We start from the raw sequence: 16449 nt of genomic DNA, 5'->3' as shown, positions 1-16449 counted from the left end.
GTAAATATCCCCTTTTACTCAAAGCCGCGATTTAAGCAAAAATAGCGGCGTATTGGTCGGCTTTGAAGCCAATATGAAGCTTGCCATCGACTTTCAAGATAGGGCGCTTAATCATTGCTGGCTGTTCAATCAGTAAAGTCATGGCTTTTTCTTCCGTTAGCGTATCTTTTTGTTCTTGAGAAAGTTGGCGATAAGTCGTACCACGTTTGTTTAGCACAAGTTCCCAACCAAGCTCTGAACAGAAGGCAGTAACCAACTCTTCATTGATGCCTTGTTTACGATAGTCGTGGAATTCAAACTCGATGCCTTCCGCTTCCAACCATTTCTTCGCTTTTTTGATGGTGTCGCAGTTTGGGATACCGAACATAGTGATAGTCATTATTCTTCCTTTGGGTGATTTTATTTCATTGTTATGAGTTGAATCCTATCAGGAAGCAGCAACTCAGACAAAATAGAGTGAGGAATATTTCATAGAGTGAAAAAAAACAGTAAGAAAATGTCACTATTGGAGACTTATTGATCAGCCTCAACATGTTGTCAGCGAAAAAAGAAATAATTGAGCTGCACATATATAGGAGGTGTCAATGGAGTTGAGTCCTGTTTTTGCAAGGCGGCTATATTTAGCATTGTTAGTGGAAAGCCTTGATAGGCCAAATGTGCCTAAACTCATCGAAAAAACGGGTTGGCCTCGTCGTACGATTCAAGATGTACTCAAGGCGTTACCGGGGATCGGTATCGAACTTATGTTTGTTCAAGATGGGCGACGTCATAATGATGGTTATTACCAGTTATCCGACTGGGGGCCATTTGATAGTCAATGGGTTATCGAACGTAAAGGCGATATAGCAACAAGCCTTGGATTTAGTGCATAAGCCAGCGAAAGCTGGCTTTCTTTTGGGCGTCGTAAAATCAGAGCATGCAGATATGCCAATTTACTTACCTGTTTATTTGCTTATTTGTTTATCTGCTTACTCACACTGATAGGCTGTGCCAAGCATAGTGACAGAAGTGCTAAAGTCTTGGGGAAGTGTAAATATCACCGTATCTGCGCCTAGTTCAATCGTATTCGATTTGAGTTCATTCATGGCGCCCTGAATCAGGGTGTCGTTCGGGTAAAATAGGTAACTATACCAGTGGCCTTCGCTGCCCGTGACTTCCCCTTTATACTCGCACTGATCAATATTGATAAGGCCGTGGAAATCCATCTGCACTTTGTCCGCTTCATTGTGAGGGGCTGAAGTCGGCGTAGTGCATCCCAAAAGAGACCCACTCATAGCCAAAGCAACCAATTCCTTTTTCATACGTTTATCCTGCTATCTCATCAAATAAATTGCGAAGCCCACCCAACTTGCAATCAATAGCAACCACGGTAATTTATTCGAGTGATTTGATGATGGCTCAACAGTTGGCAAGACATCATGATCTTGGTCTTGGGTAACTTGTTGAGTCAGTTTATCTTTCTGCACACGCTTCTTAGCTTTGTCTGCTTGGCGACTGCGTTCTTTTTGTTGTTTTTTATAGAGAGCGATGCCCTTTTCGATACCTTGAGCGATCAGCTTAGTTTGTTCTTTGGTTTGAGCTGGCTTTTGAGTCGCTTTGGCTACCTTCAGTGCTTCTTGTTGAGATTCAACAGACGGCGTATTAGTTTTCTTTTTCATGTTGAGTTCGATAATTAAAACGGATTAGCTAATAAGATAACGCAAACCTAGTTAAGTATGAATGATTTGCGTTAAAGTGTTGGTTTGAAGATAAGTTAAAGTGAGATTTGTGCGGTACTCCATAGAACAATACGATAAGAACGGTTTTTTGAAAGCCCCAATCTTATTATGGTTGGGTTGGTTATTTTTGGCGAAAGCTCTGGTCGTTTTCATTGTTGCTGGAGCGAGCAGAGAGTCGGGAACCGATATCCTCGAAATTATTTATCCAGATCATTACATGTTCTATGTTGGGATTGCATTGAGCATTCCTAGTCTACTTGTTATGTGGTTGTTTGGACTAAGATCTCCAGATAGAAAACGTCTGAATAAAGTCGTGTCTTGGGGGCGCTGGGTCACCATGACAGCCATCTTGGCACAAGGAACTCATACACTGTATTTGATCTATTTGGACAACGGATGGTTTCGTTGGTCGAATGGGGTAACTTTATTGTTGCTCCTATGGTTAGCACTTTACCTAACCAATAGTCATACCGCTAAAGATTGCTTTAAAGTGGTCGAGCACGAAGACTGATTCTCATCAAAACATTTATCCCGTTCACAATTATACTTAGATGCTTAAAAATGAAAGGATTAATCTATGCTTAACATCTCAAATGAGCAGTCTCAAATTCAAAGCGCTATTTTGCCAGAAGCTGGGCCTTTCGCTCTTTATGTTCAACTAAAAGTAAATGCTAACGCTGCAAACGTCTTAGCTGAACTTCAAAAGCTTCCGAACCTAATCGATGAGCTAAACCAAACTCAACCCGATGCGAACTTAACGTCATCGGTTGCGTTTTCAAAGGCATTTTGGGATAAGTTTGAGCAAGCAGCCCCGTCTGACCTAATTGATTTCCCTGCGCTTGGTGAAGGTGATGTTACGGCACCTAGCACATTGTCTGATGTTCTGATTCACTGTCATTCAAACCGACATGATCTACACTTCTTTATTCTGCGTAAATTGCTATCTGAAGTGGCAGCTGATGTTGAAGTGGTTGATGAAACCTACGGTTACCGCTTCCTAGACTCTCGTGACATCACGGACTTCGTAGATGGCACTGAGAACCCGAAAGATGCACAACGCGCCGAAGTAGCGATTGTTCCTGAGGGTGAGTTTGCTGGTGGTAGTTATGTGATGGTGCAGCGTTTTGTGCACAACCTGCCAGCTTGGAATCGATTGAATGTGTCGGCACAAGAGAAAGTGATTGGTCGAACTAAGCCTGATTCAATTGAACTTGATGATGTTCCTGCTGCGTCTCACGTAGGCCGTGTTGATATCAAAGAAGAAGGCAAGGGCCTTAAGATTGTTCGTCACAGCCTACCTTACGGCACAGCGACAGGCGATCACGGCTTATTGTTCATTGCTTACTGTAATGTTCGTCATAACTTTGATGCGATGTTAGAGAGCATGTACGGCGCAACAGATGGTAAAACAGACCAACTGCTTCGCTTTACTAAAGCAGTAACTGGCGCTTACTACTTTGCGCCCTCAACTGACATGTTGAGTGTATTAACGATTAAGTAAATCGTCTTAAAGATAGTCAACAAAGGGAGCCTCAGGGCTCCTTTTTTATTAAAGCTTTATATGTACTGGTCGATATAAGAGCAATCGTGAGTTTTATTCATCTTTTTGTAAGTGAAGGTCTATGGCTATAACTGTTAATACAAATGTCTCAGCGTTAGTGGCTCAGAGGAATCTTTCTAATGCCAATAACATGCTGAACCAATCTTTGGAGCGCCTAGCTTCAGGGAGTCGTATTAATAGTGCAAAAGGCGATGCTGCCGGCTTACAAATCTCGAATCGATTAGAAGCACAGATGAGTGGTATTGATGTCGCCGTTCGAAATGCTAACGATGGCATCTCTATTATGCAGACTGCAGAAGGGGCGATGAATGAAACCACTAATATCATGCAACGCATGCGAGATTTGTCACTACAGGCGAGTAATGGTTCGAATAGCCAATCGGAAAGAACCGCTATTCAAGAAGAAGTGACCGCTTTAAATGACGAGTTGAATCGAATTGCAGAAACCACATCATTTGGTGGGAAAAAGCTCCTTAACGGTAGCTTTGGTAGTTCATCATTTCAAATCGGTGGTAGCTCTGGTGAAGCGGTGCAGATCGGCTTAAAAAGCATGCGTACTGACGACATCAACATGGGTGGTTTTAGCTATGTTGCCAACGGCATGGCAAGTGACTCATGGGAAGTGAAGTCTAACCAGAATGATATGACAATGTCGTTTACTGATCGTTTTGGTCAGCCACAAGAGATCACTATCAACGCGAAATCGGGTGATGATATTGAAGAGTTAGCGACTTACATTAATGGTCAAACGGACCTGGTCTCAGCTTCAGTTAATGATGAAGGTCAGCTTCAGATCTATATGTCTGGCGAAGACACGGCGGGCACGATCTCTTTCTCAGGTTCGTTAGCCAGTGAGCTTTCGATGTCGGCGGGTTCTTACGAATCAGTCGATGACATCAATGTGACTGATGCGGGTGGCGCGCAGCGTGCTGTCTCTATTTTGGATACAGCGATGAAGTATGTGGACAGTCATCGTTCCGAACTCGGCGCAATGCAAAACCGTTTTGACCATGCAATAAACAATCTTGAAAACGTTCATGAGAACTTGGCGACATCCAACAGCCGAATCAAAGATACCGATTACGCCAAAGAGACCACTCAAATGCTCAAGCAGCAAATATTGCAGCAAGTGAGCACCACAATACTGGCTCAAGCCAAACAAGCGCCGAATCTTGCCTTAACCTTGTTAGGTTAATAAATCATTTCGAATCTTATAAAGGTATTTCAGCTTAACTAAAGCCCTTTGGTTAATAAAAATACAACTTTCCATTCGGCCAACTTCTTTGCGACTTTAGCCTTTTTCTCATCTTTTTTTGATAATTTTACTGCCAGTCACGCTTTCTTCTCGTTTATCGCTATTTCTTTAATTTTGTTGTTTTTTTTCTAAAGGTTTCAGCATTCGCGCCGTTATTAAAAGTAACTTAGAGATAACTACTTGGTTTTCCGAGACGTCGGAAACCGCTATATCGGAAAATCAATTGGAGAAGCCACCATGGCAGTGAATGTAAATACAAACGTATCAGCGATGACAGCGCAACGTTACCTAAACAATGCAAACAGCGCTCAACAAACATCAATGGAGCGTCTAGCTTCAGGCTCTAAAATCAACAGCGCAAAAGATGACGCTGCGGGCCTACAAATCTCGAACCGTTTGAACGTTCAGAGCCGTGGCCTTGATGTTGCTGTACGTAACGCGAACGACGGTATCTCTATTGCACAAACAGCTGAAGGTGCAATGAACGAGACAACGAACATTCTGCAACGTATGCGTGATTTGTCTCTACAATCTTCAAACGGCTCAAACTCAAAATCTGAGCGTGTAGCGATTCAAGAAGAAGTAACAGCACTTAACGATGAGCTTAACCGTATCGCAGAAACCACGTCTTTTGGTGGTAACAAACTGCTTAACGGTACTCACGGTACTAAATCATTCCAAATCGGTGCGGATAACGGTGAAGCGGTAATGCTTCAACTGAAAGACATGCGCTCTGATAACGCTCAGATGGGTGGTAAGAGCTACCAAACTGAGAACGCGAAAGACAAAGACTGGAACGTTCAAGCTGGCGCAAACGACCTAAAAATGTCGTTCACTGATAACTTCGGCCAAGCACAAGAAATCGATGTGTCTGCGAAAGCGGGCGATGACATCGAAGAGCTAGCAACGTACATCAACGGTCAGCAAGACTCTGTGAAAGCGTCTGTAACTGAAGACGGTAAGCTGCAAATGTTTACTGGCAACAACAAAGTTGAAGGCGAAGTGGCATTCTCTGGCAGCCTTGCTGGTGAACTAGGCATGCAACCTGGCAAAGATGTAACGGTTGATACTATCGACGTAACATCAGTTGGCGGCGCACAAGAGTCTGTAGCAGTCATCGATGCAGCACTTAAGTACGTAGACAGCCACCGTGCTGAACTGGGTGCTTTCCAAAACCGTTTCGACCACGCTATCAGCAACTTAGACAACATTAACGAGAACGTTAACGCATCTAAGAGCCGTATTAAAGATACCGATTTCGCGAAAGAAACGACTCAGATGACTAAGTCTCAGATCCTTTCTCAAGCTTCAAGCTCGATTCTTGCTCAAGCGAAGCAAGCACCGAACTCGGCACTTAGCCTACTAGGTTAATCGATTGAAAGGCCACGTTGCCACGTTGGTTATAAGCGCTGTTGATCATAAGCGCAGTTGATTATAAACGTTAACGTCAGGCTTCCACAAATTAGCTCGTGGTGAGAGATGAGCGCTAAACAGACCCAGCTTCGGCTGGGTTTTTTATTGCCTGTCCTTTATCGAAAGGTGTGCTGAGAAAAGTACTGAGTTGGTAGTAGGGAAGGATGGAGGTGGATGAGCATAGCGTTTAACTCTGTTTAATAGGAAAGTAGGGGGAGTTAGTGATATCTAAGGGGGAGGTGTTGTAGCTTACAGAGGGCTTGTTGATAAGGGCTTTTAGTCGGACTGTCAGTACTGTGATTTAAGGAACTAGACAAATATAGCAGGCACAAAAAACGCCACCCTTAGGTAGCGTTTTAATTAAAGCAGATAAGTAATCGAAATTACTTAGTTACTTTAAGAACTGGAGTTTCGCCAACAGTTACAGAACCAGAAAGCTTGTTCAGCTCCTTGATTTCGTCCATGTTAGAGATAACAACTGGAGTAAGCGTTGATTTAGCTTTCTCTTCAAGAAGCGCTAGATCGAAAGTGATGATAGTGTCACCAGCTTTAACAGATTGACCTTCTTCAGCTACACGAGTGAAGCCTTCGCCTTTAAGTTCTACAGTATCGATACCGAAGTGAACGAAAAGCTCAACACCGTCGTCAGACTCAATAGAGAACGCGTGGTTAGTTTCGAAGATCTTACCGATAGTACCGTTAACTGGAGCTACCATTTTGTCGCCAGCTGGTTTGATAGCGATGCCGTCACCAACGATTTTTTCAGCGAAAACTACATCTGGCACATCTTCGATGTTTACGATTTCACCAGAAAGAGGTGCGATGATTTCGATTGCACCAGCATCAGCGCTGTCATCAGATACAAGCTTTTTCAGTTTGTCAAACAGACCCATTGTGTCATGCTCCTAACGTTTAGTTTTATTCTGTAGAATATACTATACCAATCTAACAAATTAGACGACTATTTTTAGCCGTCCAATCTTATTAAGCTCTTGGCGATTACTGAGTTTTCTCAGCGATGAATTTTTCTACGCAAGCTTCAATTTCAGCAGCTGTAGGTAGAGATAGTGCTTCGTCAGCCATCGCTTTAACTTCTGCGAAGTTAGAGTTACGGATTACTTTCTTAACTTTAGGGATAGAGATACCGCTCATAGAGAACTCATCTAAACCCATACCAAGAAGAAGTAGCGTTGCACGCTCATCACCAGCAAGCTCACCACACATACCAGTCCACTTACCTTCAGCGTGTGATGCGTCGATCACTTGCTTGATTACTGTAAGTACAGCAGGAGATAGTGGGTTGTATAGGTGAGAAATCATTTCGTTACCACGGTCTACTGCAAGAGTGTATTGCGTTAGATCGTTAGTACCGATAGAGAAGAAAGACACTTCTTTCGCTAAATGGTGTGCGATTGCAGCAGCAGCTGGAGTCTCAACCATTACGCCGATTTCGATTTCTTCATCGAAAGCTAGGCCTTCAGCGCGAAGTTCAACTTTGTACTCTTCGATTGCTTTTTTCAGTTCACGGATCTCTTCAACAGAAATGATCATTGGGAACATGATACGTAGATTACCGTGTGCAGAAGCACGTAGGATGCCACGTAGTTGGTCACGTAGGATTTCACGACGATCCAAGCTGATACGTACTGCACGCCAGCCTAGGAACGGGTTCATCTCTTGTGGAAGATCCATATATGGTAGATCTTTATCGCCACCGATATCCATAGTACGGATAATCACTGACTCGCCGTGCATTGCTTCCGCTACTTCTTTGTAAGCAATGTATTGCTCTTCTTCAGTAGGAAGTGCGTCACGGTCCATAAATAGGAATTCAGTACGGTACAGACCAACACCTTCGCCACCGTTACGCAGAATACCGTCACAGTCTTTAACTGTACCGATGTTACCGCAAACTTCTACTTGATGATCATCAAGAGTGATAGCTGGTAGGTCTTTAAGTTTTGCTAGCTCAGTCGCTTCTGCTTCAAAATCAGATTTGATTTTCTTAGCTTCTGCTAATTCAGCATCAGAAGGATTGATGATGACCTTGTTGTTCATCGCGTCTAGCACAAGCATGTCGCCGTTCTTAACTTGCTTAGTGATATCGTTAGTACCAACGATAGCAGGAAGCTCAAGTGAACGTGCCATGATTGAAGTATGAGATGTACGACCGCCGATGTCACAAGCAAAACCAAGAACGTAGTCTAGGTTGATTTGTGCTGTTTCAGATGGCGTTAGGTCGTAAGCAACTAGGATAACTTCTTCATTGATATCTGCTATAGAAACAATGTTGATGCCTAGTGCATTTTTAACGAAGCGAGTACCGATATCACGGATATCAGTCGCACGTTCTTTTAGGTACTCATCATCAAGTGACTCTAGTGCAACAGCTTGCTCTTCGATCACTGTGTAGATCGCGTTGTCTGCGTGCATTTTGTCTTTCTTGATGAGTGCTAAAATCTCTTCTTCTAGCTCTTCATCTTCAAGCAGCATGATATGGCCTTCAAAGATTGCTTCTTTTTCTTCGCCAAAAGTTTCAAGTGCTTTTTGCTTTACAACTTCAAGTTGTTGAGAAGATTTGTTACGAGCGTCAAAAAAACGCTGAACTTCTGCTTCAACTTGATCGTCTGAGATAGATTGAGTGTTTAGGACAATGTCATCTTCTTGAAGTAGTAGTGCTTTACCGAAAGCAATACCAGGAGATGCTAGGATGCCTGAAATCATAGCCTTACCTTAGTTGTTCAACTGTAAACGGGAGAATGTGTGACTTTAAGTCGTCGACTAGTGTCGCGCTTATTGCTATCTATTTCGAACAAAGCCACTTTGCTATGCAAAATGGCTTGGAAAGAAGGAGACCGTATTAGTGTAGTTGATCCATAAGAGCAACTAGGTGGTCTACTGCTTGCTGAGCTTGAGGGCCTTCAGCTGAAATAGTAACGTTAGTACCTTTTACTAGGCCTAAAGTTTGTAGCTTGAACAGGCTTTTCGCGCTAGCGCTTTTGCCGTTAGAAGTCACTGTAATGTCAGCATCGAAAGATTTTGCTTCTTTAACGAACTGTGCAGCTGGACGAGTGTGAAGGCCATTTTCTGCTGTGATTTCTACTTGCTTCTCGTACATTTGATATACCCCAATTAATTTATTTTTTGTAAGTTTGTAACCAGTTTAGCTTAACTGCTTTAGCCCAAATGCGCTAGAGCCTAGTACGGCATGTTCGTGTTAGAACTTAGACTGATTATAAAATTTTATCCAGCCATGGTCGTCTTTTATTGAGTACTCATGACTTTAAGAATTTGTTTATTGCTTCTTTTATTTTGAAGCGAAAAATAAAACAGACCCGATATTACCAAAGGTGGGGCAAGGATCAACAAAAAAGCCCCTAAACGGGGCTTTTTTGGACGAAAAATTGATTTGACTACATATTATTGTTGGTTCTCTTTTTCCGTAAAGACGTCGGCAAATAGGGCAGTACTTAGGTAACGTTCACCTGAGCTTGGTAACACAGTTACGATGGTTTTTCCTGCAAATTCAGGTAGTTCCGCAATTCTGTTTGCCGCAACTACTGCTGCGCCAGATGAGATTCCTGCGAGGATACCTTCCTCTTTCATTAGACGTTGAGCCATCTCAATCGCTTCTTCAGAAGTTACTGGCTCTACACGGTCAATTAGGTCTAAATCTAGGTTGCCGGGGATAAAACCTGCACCAATACCTTGGATTTTGTGCGGAGCTGGTTTGATTTCTTCGCCAGCAAGCGCTTGTGCAATCACTGGAGATTCTGCCGGTTCAACCGCTACAGAAGTGATCGCTTTGCCTTTCTCACCTTTAATGTAACGACTTGTACCAGTAAGCGTACCGCCTGTACCTACGCCCGCTACAAATACATCGATCTCACCGTCTGTTGCTTCCCAAATTTCAGGGCCAGTTGTCTTCTCGTGAATTTGTGGGTTCGCTGGGTTGTTGAATTGCTGAAGTAGCAAGTACTTTTCTGGATCTGAAGCGACAATTTCTTCTGCCTTAGCAATTGCGCCGTTCATGCCTTTTGGTGCTTCAGTCAGGATTAGGTTTGCACCTAATGCTTTAAGTAGTTTACGACGCTCTAGGCTCATTGACTCAGGCATCGTTAGCGTAAGTTTGTAACCGCGAGCGGCTGCTACGAATGCAAGAGCAACACCGGTATTACCACTGGTAGGCTCAACAAGCTCAATACCTGGTTTAAGAGTGCCTGCTTTTTCTGCTTCCCAGATCATGTTTGAACCGATACGGCATTTAACACTGAAGCTTGGGTTACGAGCTTCAATCTTAGCAAGTACATTACCTTTGCTTACTTTGTTAAGGCGGACCAGAGGTGTGTTACCAATCGTTAGGGTGTTGTCTTCGTAGATCTTGCTCATGCGATATTCCTTCATTTAATGACAGAACTAAACGTAGTATATCAATCACTTTACCGTCTAGTGTCTTTCGATGTTTGTTCAGCTTGAATTTAGATTAAACAACTTGAAAAAAAGGTAAAAGGATTAAAAAGTTATATCATATAGATATGTAGCAGAATTCACGCCTATCTTTATTGAAATCAGAACTTCAAAAAGATAGGCGCAGTGAGGAAGTGGTGGAAGGCTAAAGACGAGAACGTAGAGCTTGATCTTTAAACTCAGCAACCCACATAGCGGTAGCGCCGCAGACGGCAACCGGCATGACGATCAGATTTAAAATTGGAATTGTGGTGAACACAGAAACAAGCGCGCCGAAGCTGTAGGTCTTGCCTTGTTTTTGTTTCAAATTGTTTCTCATGTCATCAAATTTGATTTTATGGTTATCAAACGGGTAGTCAGCGTATTGAATGGCTAGCATCCATGCGGTGAAGATAAACCATAAAAACGGCGCAACAGTTTGTCCTAGTGCTGGAATTAACAAAAGCAGGAATAAACCGATCGCTTTTGGCAGAATGTAGACAAGTTTACGCCATTCTCTCGCTAATATACGTGGAGTGTCCTTTAAAGCATCAAGCAAGCCATCGTCATTAACTTTCTTGCCGCTAAGCAGCTCTTCTACTTTCTCAGCGAGCAAACCATTGAAGGGAGCTGCAATGAAGTTAGCGAGCGTGCTAAAGAAATACGAAAACGTGGCCAAGACGGTCAACACAAGCAGTGGCCATAAAATATATGATAACCACGACAGAAAGCTTGGCAATGCACCGATCCAGCCTTCAATCCAAGTGTTTAGGTTGGAGAAGATATAAAACAAGGCACCACCAACAAGTAATACGTTAGCAATAAGAGGAAGCAGTACAAACTTACGAATGCTCGGTGACAAAGCGATCTTTATTCCGAAAATAAAGTAGCCAAAGCCGGAGCGGGGAACAGATTCAATAGTCATATTTAAATTAGGTCACATGTGAATTTGGTTAAATAGCAAACATCCCTAGTGTACTAGACCGAAATTAAGAAAAAAAGCGTGGCGAAAATCACACCATGTAAGGAACTAATTGTATTAAGTTGTTCTAAAACAGTGGCTACTTTTGATAGAGTAGTGATATTGGCCAAATTAACCCAACTTAGTGACAGCGTCTTTATAGCTAGTTGACTAAGAAAGCTGAGAGCGAAAAATGCAGGAATTGCGATTTGTACTCATTATTGTTGGCGCATTAGCTATCGCCGCATTATTGTTCCACGGTCTGTGGACGAGTAAAAAAGAAGGGAAAGCAAAGTTTGGTGATAAGCCGCTTGGTAAGCTTGATAACGATAGCTTAGATGAAGCAGAAACGATCCCAAACCGTTCATTCGCCCCAGAAGATGATTTTGAGATAATCCGGAAAGAACGTAAAGAGCCGGATTTTGCTGTTTCACCATCTGTGACCGATCCACTGATTGACTCGGATCCGCTAATCGCTCCACAAGAGACAGAAATTCGCGAAGATGATATTGAACTGAATGATCTACCTTCTTTCAGTGTGGAAGACCCAGTTAAGGCTGAAAGTGAGCCTGAAGTGCTTGAAGAAGCGGTTGAACCTGAAGTACCAAGCTTTGAGTTGACTGAAGAGCAAAAAGAAAGTCACGCTGGTTTTCAAGAGCAATACGGTTCGTTTGATAACAAGTCAGAAGAAACGATTGAAGAACTATTAATTCAAAGCGAACGCTTAATTCCAAATGAGCCGCTCGTTTCGAAAGAAACTGTTGCTCCACAAAGCGCAGTGCTTACTGAAGAAGCTAAGCAAGATGAAGAGCTTGGCCTTGAAGTGATTGTTCTTAATGTTCACTGCGCCGGAGAGATCCCATTTGTGGGGACTGAACTTTTCCGTAGCATGGAAAACAATGGTCTAACTTATGGTGAAATGTCTATTTACCACTGCTTTGCACAATCTAGTGATGAGCCAAAAGTTATTTTCAGTGTCGCGAACATGATGCAGCCGGGTACGCTAGAACATGACGATCCTGCGGACTTTACAACGAAAGGCATTTCGTTCTTTATGACGCTGCCATGTTACGGCCAAGCTGATCAAAACTTCAACGTAATGCTGAGTGCAGCGCAAAAAATTGCTGATGACCTGGGTGGAAACGTTTTGGATGAGTCACGTAACTTAATGACACCAAACCGTTTATCTGACTGCCGCAAGCAAATCAGAGACTTTATGACGGCAGCGAATGCTTAAGCGCATTGTTTAGCCTTGTAAATAATCTATATTTATAGAAAAGGGCTCCTAAGGGAGCCCTTTTTGATATTTCAATCACGACAGAGAATGATATGAAAGAATCGATTCAAGTTACCTTAGAGCAGTTAAGAGAAACTCTGCACTATCATGCCGTTCGTTATTACGTAGAAGATAGCCCTGAGATCCCTGATGTCGAGTACGATCGATTAATGCAACAGTTGTTAAAGATCGAAGAAGAGAACCCGGAGCTAGTGACTGTGGACTCACCAAGCCAACGTGTTGGCGGGAAACCGTTAGACGGCTTCACTCAAGTGGCTCACGAGATCCCGATGCTTTCTTTGGACAACGCATTTTCTGATGAAGATTTGGATGCATTTAATAAGCGTATGTCTGATAGAGCACCAACGGCCAACCTTAAGACCTTCTGTTGTGAGCCTAAACTTGATGGCTTAGCGGTGAGCTTGCTCTACGTTCATGGCACCTTAGTTCAAGCTGCTACTCGTGGTGATGGCGCGACGGGTGAAAATATTACCGAAAATGTGCGTACGATCAGTTCTATTCCGCTTAAATTACAAGGTGAAGGCTGGCCAGAGCGCATTGAAGTTCGTGGCGAAGTGTTTATGCCAAAAGCCGGTTTCGACAAACTGAATGAAATGGCATTGAAGAAAGGCGATAAAGTATTTGTTAACCCGCGTAATGCCGCCGCAGGCAGTTTACGTCAGCTTGATTCTCGTATCACAGCGAAGCGTCCATTGGCGTTTTATGCGTACAGTGTTGGTGTGGTACAAGGAGCTAAGCTTTCAAATAGCCACTACCAGCGCTTTATACAGCTTAAAGGCTGGGGTCTACCAATGTGCCCAGAGACTAAGCAACTAACCTCGCTTGAGGATGTGAAAGCGTATTATCAAGATATTATGACTCGCCGCGATGCTTTGGCTTACGAAATCGATGGCGTAGTAATTAAGGTTGATGATATCGCCGCACAAGAAGTGCTTGGTTTTGTCGCAAGAGCACCGCGTTGGGCTATTGCTTATAAGTTCCCAGCTCAAGAAGAGATTACTCTGCTGAATGATGTTGAGTTTCAGGTTGGTCGCACAGGCGCGATTACACCGGTTGCTAAACTGGAACCTATCTTTGTCGGTGGTGTAACGGTGAGTAATGCAACGCTCCACAATGCCGATGAGATTGCTCGTTTAGGTGTAAAGGTTGGGGATAGCGTTATTATTCGTCGTGCTGGCGACGTGATTCCTCAAATTGTCGCTGTTGTTCAAGATCGTCGTCCTGATACCGCGAGAGACATTGTATTCCCTGATACTTGCCCAGTTTGTAACTCTGCAGTAGAGCGCGTTGAAGGAGAGGCTGTAGCGCGTTGTACTGGTGGTTTAGTCTGTCAGGCACAGCGTAAAGAAGCGCTTAAGCACTTTGTGTCGAGAAAGGCGCTGGATGTTGATGGCCTTGGCGTCAAAGTGATAGAGCAGCTCGTAGACCGTGAAATGGTCGAAACGCCCGCTGACTTGTTTAAGTTGAGCGCTGGTGTGATTACGGTGCTTGATCGTATGGGGCCTAAGTCAGCACAGAACGTAGTGAGTGCTCTCAACAAAGCCAAAGACACAACATTGGCTCGTTTCCTTTATTCATTGGGTATTCGTGAAGTGGGCGAAGCGACTGCGATGAACTTAGCGCAACACTTCAAGACTCTCGATTTAGTTCAAGCAGCAACTCATGAGCAATTGGTTAATGTGTCAGATATTGGTGACATTGTTGCAAGCCATATCACAAGTTTCTTCTCACAAGAGAAAAACAGAGCCGTAATCGAACAGTTGTTAGATCTAGGTGTGAACTGGCCTGCAATCGAAGAAGCTGCAGATGATCAAGAGCTACCGTTAGAGGGGAAAGTGGTTGTATTAACAGGCTCTCTATCTCAACTTGGTCGAAGTGAAGCTAAAGCTGCGTTACAAGCTTTAGGTGCAAAAGTGACAGGCAGTGTTTCTAAGAAAACCGACATATTATTTGCCGGTGAAGCTGCGGGTTCTAAATTAACCAAAGCACAAGATTTAGGTATCGAAATAAGAACTGAAGAAGATCTAATTACTCTTATTTCATAAGTAAATTCAGGTAAAAAAAGCTCAAAGGCACTCCTTTTAAAGGAGTGCCTTTTTTGTGTTTGTCATAAATTTATGAGCTTTTTAATTGTTGAGAATTTTGTACCTATACGAACTATCAAATCAGGACAGTGATGGCGCTCAACATTAATGAAATGCCGTTCTAGTTGTGTCAGAAATGCGAGTCACTTCTATTTTTATGAAGGGCTTGTTGTTTTAACTTGTTGTTTTTAATGATTTTTATTGTTTTTCTGTGCGAGTTTTTCAATTTGTAGATCTGGATCACTAAGTACCTACTAAATTTGCACCAACTCATATTTTTTTAGATGAAAATTAAGTTCTCATTGATCTTTTTGAGGGCGAAGTTAGTCTTAATGCCATGGATGCACACGATGTGCATAACCAGAAAGGAAATAGAGAATTCAGAATTTAGGGTTCTCAAACAAGAAAAGGTATTTCTCTCTACGGCGGCCAACTTTAGGCGGGGAATATTCAAACAGCTATATCCATTTTTAGGAGTTTTATTCCATGGAAAACAAAATTTTCAAACGTACTCTACTAGGTGCAACGGTTGCACTTTTATCGACAGGCGTAATGGCGAAAGAAGTTGGTATTAACTCTGACTTCAACGTTGACGTATACGGTGTTGCAGCTATCTCAATGGTTAACTACAACACTACTGATAATGGCAACAATAGTGACGGCTTTGTTGTAGAGAACGAATCTCGTATCGGCTTCCGTGCACATAAAGATATGTTTGATGACGTATTAATCACAATGCAGATTGAATCTGGTTACGTAGATAGCACAGACTGGTCTCATGGTGGTGTTTCAGGCGGTGTGCTTGGTTTCCGTGATACGTTCGTTGGTGCTTCTGGTTCTTGGGGTAATCTACGTGTGGGTCGTGTTCTTACACCACTATACGAAATCGTCGATTGGCCATTCTCTAACCCGGGTCTAGGTTCTGTATTCGATTGGGGCGGCATCAACGGTCACTACGATCGTCAATCTAACCAAGTACGTTACGATTCAGCTAAATTTGGTGGTTTCTCTTTTGCAGCTTCTGTTGGTCGTGATGATAACGACAACGGTGGCGGTGCTGCGACTCGTGATGCTAACTTTGTTGGCGCAAGTGCTAAGTACAGCTTCGAAAAAATTACATTCATGGGTGCGGTAGAGTCTGGTACTCGTGTAGTTGCTCAAACTGGTGGTGAATACCTGATCGCTCAAAAAGAAGTTAAACTTGCTGACGGTACGGTTGTTAAAGCTGGTGATCAATATCAATCTGACGTAGTTGCTGGATACGATGATGATACATTTGCTTATATCGTTGGCTTCGAAGCGAGCCTACCAGCAGGCTTCGGTTTTGCAGCTGCGTTTAAAGGCGAAGAGCTAGATAACGGCATCCGTAAGCAAACACAAGATTCTTACTCAATTATTGGTCAATACTGGAACGGTCCAATCGGCTTTAAACTGGGTTACGCAGCGAACTTAGAATCTGAACTTAACGGTAAGAAAGAAGCTAACTCAGATAGCAACACTATCTCTGGTCAGCTAATGGCTGTTCACAACGGTTTCGTACCTTACCTACGTGTAGCGGGTCGTACTGTTGGTGACGCTGATACAGATATCGTAACTCGCGTTGGTCTTGAGTACGGTTTCTAAGCTAAAATTATCAGCTTAAAAATAGTTAAATAGAATCAAAACGCTGGTAAATTATTTTGCCAGCGTTTTTCCATAGTGAACATAAGGAATT

The 16449-nt window shown here is 43.0% G+C and carries 16 protein-coding genes; 8 read left to right on the top strand and 8 right to left on the bottom strand.

The annotated features are described in order from the left end of the window. Positions 1-31: 31 nt before the first annotated feature. A complete protein-coding gene (locus tag AACW75_RS24460) occupies positions 32-379 on the bottom strand; it encodes an ArsC family reductase (protein ID WP_135456094.1) in 348 nt (115 codons plus the stop codon). Positions 380-584: 205 nt separating this feature from the next. Here AACW75_RS24460 and AACW75_RS24455 point away from each other — a divergent pair, with 205 nt between their 5' ends. After that, positions 585-872 carry a winged helix-turn-helix domain-containing protein gene (locus AACW75_RS24455; protein ID WP_029223467.1) on the top strand — a complete coding sequence of 96 codons (288 nt, stop codon included), beginning with the start codon at positions 585-587 and terminating at the stop codon, positions 870-872. A 96-nt stretch (positions 873-968) separates the two neighbouring features. Here AACW75_RS24455 and AACW75_RS24450 read toward each other — a convergent pair whose 3' ends face one another. Both AACW75_RS24450 and AACW75_RS24445 read right to left on the bottom strand, forming a co-directional pair. Next, on the bottom strand, positions 969-1301 hold the full coding sequence (locus tag AACW75_RS24450; RefSeq protein ID WP_145571571.1) for a DUF4156 domain-containing protein: 333 nt from the start codon (positions 1299-1301) through the stop codon (positions 969-971). Positions 1302-1313: 12 nt separating this feature from the next. Next, a complete protein-coding gene (locus AACW75_RS24445) occupies positions 1314-1658 on the bottom strand; it encodes a DUF2956 domain-containing protein (RefSeq protein ID WP_145564229.1) in 345 nt (114 codons plus the stop codon). A 109-nt stretch (positions 1659-1767) separates the two neighbouring features. Between AACW75_RS24445 and AACW75_RS24440 the strand changes: the two genes are divergently transcribed. The 4 genes from AACW75_RS24440 to AACW75_RS24425 all read left to right on the top strand — a co-directional run bounded on the left by AACW75_RS24440 (position 1768) and on the right by AACW75_RS24425 (position 5905). After that, positions 1768-2229 carry a DUF2919 domain-containing protein gene (locus AACW75_RS24440; protein WP_029224891.1) on the top strand — a complete coding sequence of 154 codons (462 nt, stop codon included), beginning with the start codon at positions 1768-1770 and terminating at the stop codon, positions 2227-2229. Between the two features lie 66 nt (positions 2230-2295). Next, positions 2296-3219, top strand: coding sequence for a Dyp-type peroxidase (locus tag AACW75_RS24435; RefSeq protein ID WP_145571573.1), 924 nt, complete (start codon positions 2296-2298; stop codon positions 3217-3219). A 121-nt stretch (positions 3220-3340) separates the two neighbouring features. Continuing rightward, complete coding sequence (locus AACW75_RS24430; protein WP_145571575.1) at positions 3341-4474, top strand: flagellin; 1134 nt, start codon at positions 3341-3343, stop codon at positions 4472-4474. A gap of 297 nt (positions 4475-4771) precedes the next feature. Further along, positions 4772-5905 carry a flagellin gene (locus tag AACW75_RS24425; protein ID WP_004736189.1) on the top strand — a complete coding sequence of 378 codons (1134 nt, stop codon included), beginning with the start codon at positions 4772-4774 and terminating at the stop codon, positions 5903-5905. Positions 5906-6330: 425 nt separating this feature from the next. On the opposite strand, the gene crr is transcribed toward AACW75_RS24425, so the two are convergent. The 5 genes from crr to cysZ all read right to left on the bottom strand — a co-directional run bounded on the left by crr (position 6331) and on the right by cysZ (position 11318). Then, positions 6331-6840, bottom strand: a complete 510-nt coding sequence (gene crr / locus AACW75_RS24420; protein ID WP_004737851.1) for a PTS glucose transporter subunit IIA — start codon at positions 6838-6840, stop codon at positions 6331-6333. 106 nt (positions 6841-6946) lie between these two features. Further along, positions 6947-8671: a phosphoenolpyruvate-protein phosphotransferase PtsI gene (ptsI, locus tag AACW75_RS24415; protein ID WP_017073184.1), complete on the bottom strand. Its 1725-nt coding sequence runs from the start codon at positions 8669-8671 to the stop codon at positions 6947-6949. A 136-nt stretch (positions 8672-8807) separates the two neighbouring features. Then, on the bottom strand, positions 8808-9065 hold the full coding sequence (locus tag AACW75_RS24410) for an HPr family phosphocarrier protein (protein WP_004734263.1): 258 nt from the start codon (positions 9063-9065) through the stop codon (positions 8808-8810). Between the two features lie 302 nt (positions 9066-9367). Beyond that, positions 9368-10336 carry a cysteine synthase A gene (gene cysK, locus AACW75_RS24405; RefSeq protein ID WP_017073183.1) on the bottom strand — a complete coding sequence of 323 codons (969 nt, stop codon included), beginning with the start codon at positions 10334-10336 and terminating at the stop codon, positions 9368-9370. 223 nt (positions 10337-10559) lie between these two features. Next, on the bottom strand, positions 10560-11318 hold the full coding sequence (cysZ, locus tag AACW75_RS24400) for a sulfate transporter CysZ (RefSeq protein ID WP_017073182.1): 759 nt from the start codon (positions 11316-11318) through the stop codon (positions 10560-10562). 229 nt (positions 11319-11547) lie between these two features. Here cysZ and zipA point away from each other — a divergent pair, with 229 nt between their 5' ends. The 3 genes from zipA to AACW75_RS24385 all read left to right on the top strand — a co-directional run bounded on the left by zipA (position 11548) and on the right by AACW75_RS24385 (position 16358). Then, a complete protein-coding gene (zipA, locus tag AACW75_RS24395; RefSeq protein ID WP_145572334.1) occupies positions 11548-12591 on the top strand; it encodes a cell division protein ZipA in 1044 nt (347 codons plus the stop codon). 92 nt (positions 12592-12683) lie between these two features. Next, positions 12684-14696, top strand: coding sequence for an NAD-dependent DNA ligase LigA (gene ligA / locus AACW75_RS24390; protein WP_145572335.1), 2013 nt, complete (start codon positions 12684-12686; stop codon positions 14694-14696). Between the two features lie 525 nt (positions 14697-15221). After that, complete coding sequence (locus tag AACW75_RS24385) at positions 15222-16358, top strand: porin (protein ID WP_135459286.1); 1137 nt, start codon at positions 15222-15224, stop codon at positions 16356-16358. Positions 16359-16449 lie beyond the last annotated feature (91 nt).

Origin of the sequence: Vibrio sp. L3-7 (genome assembly GCF_963898195.1) — a bacterium.
Classification (GTDB): domain Bacteria; phylum Pseudomonadota; class Gammaproteobacteria; order Enterobacterales; family Vibrionaceae; genus Vibrio; species Vibrio echinoideorum.
This window is presented reverse-complemented; position numbering and strand designations above follow the sequence as displayed.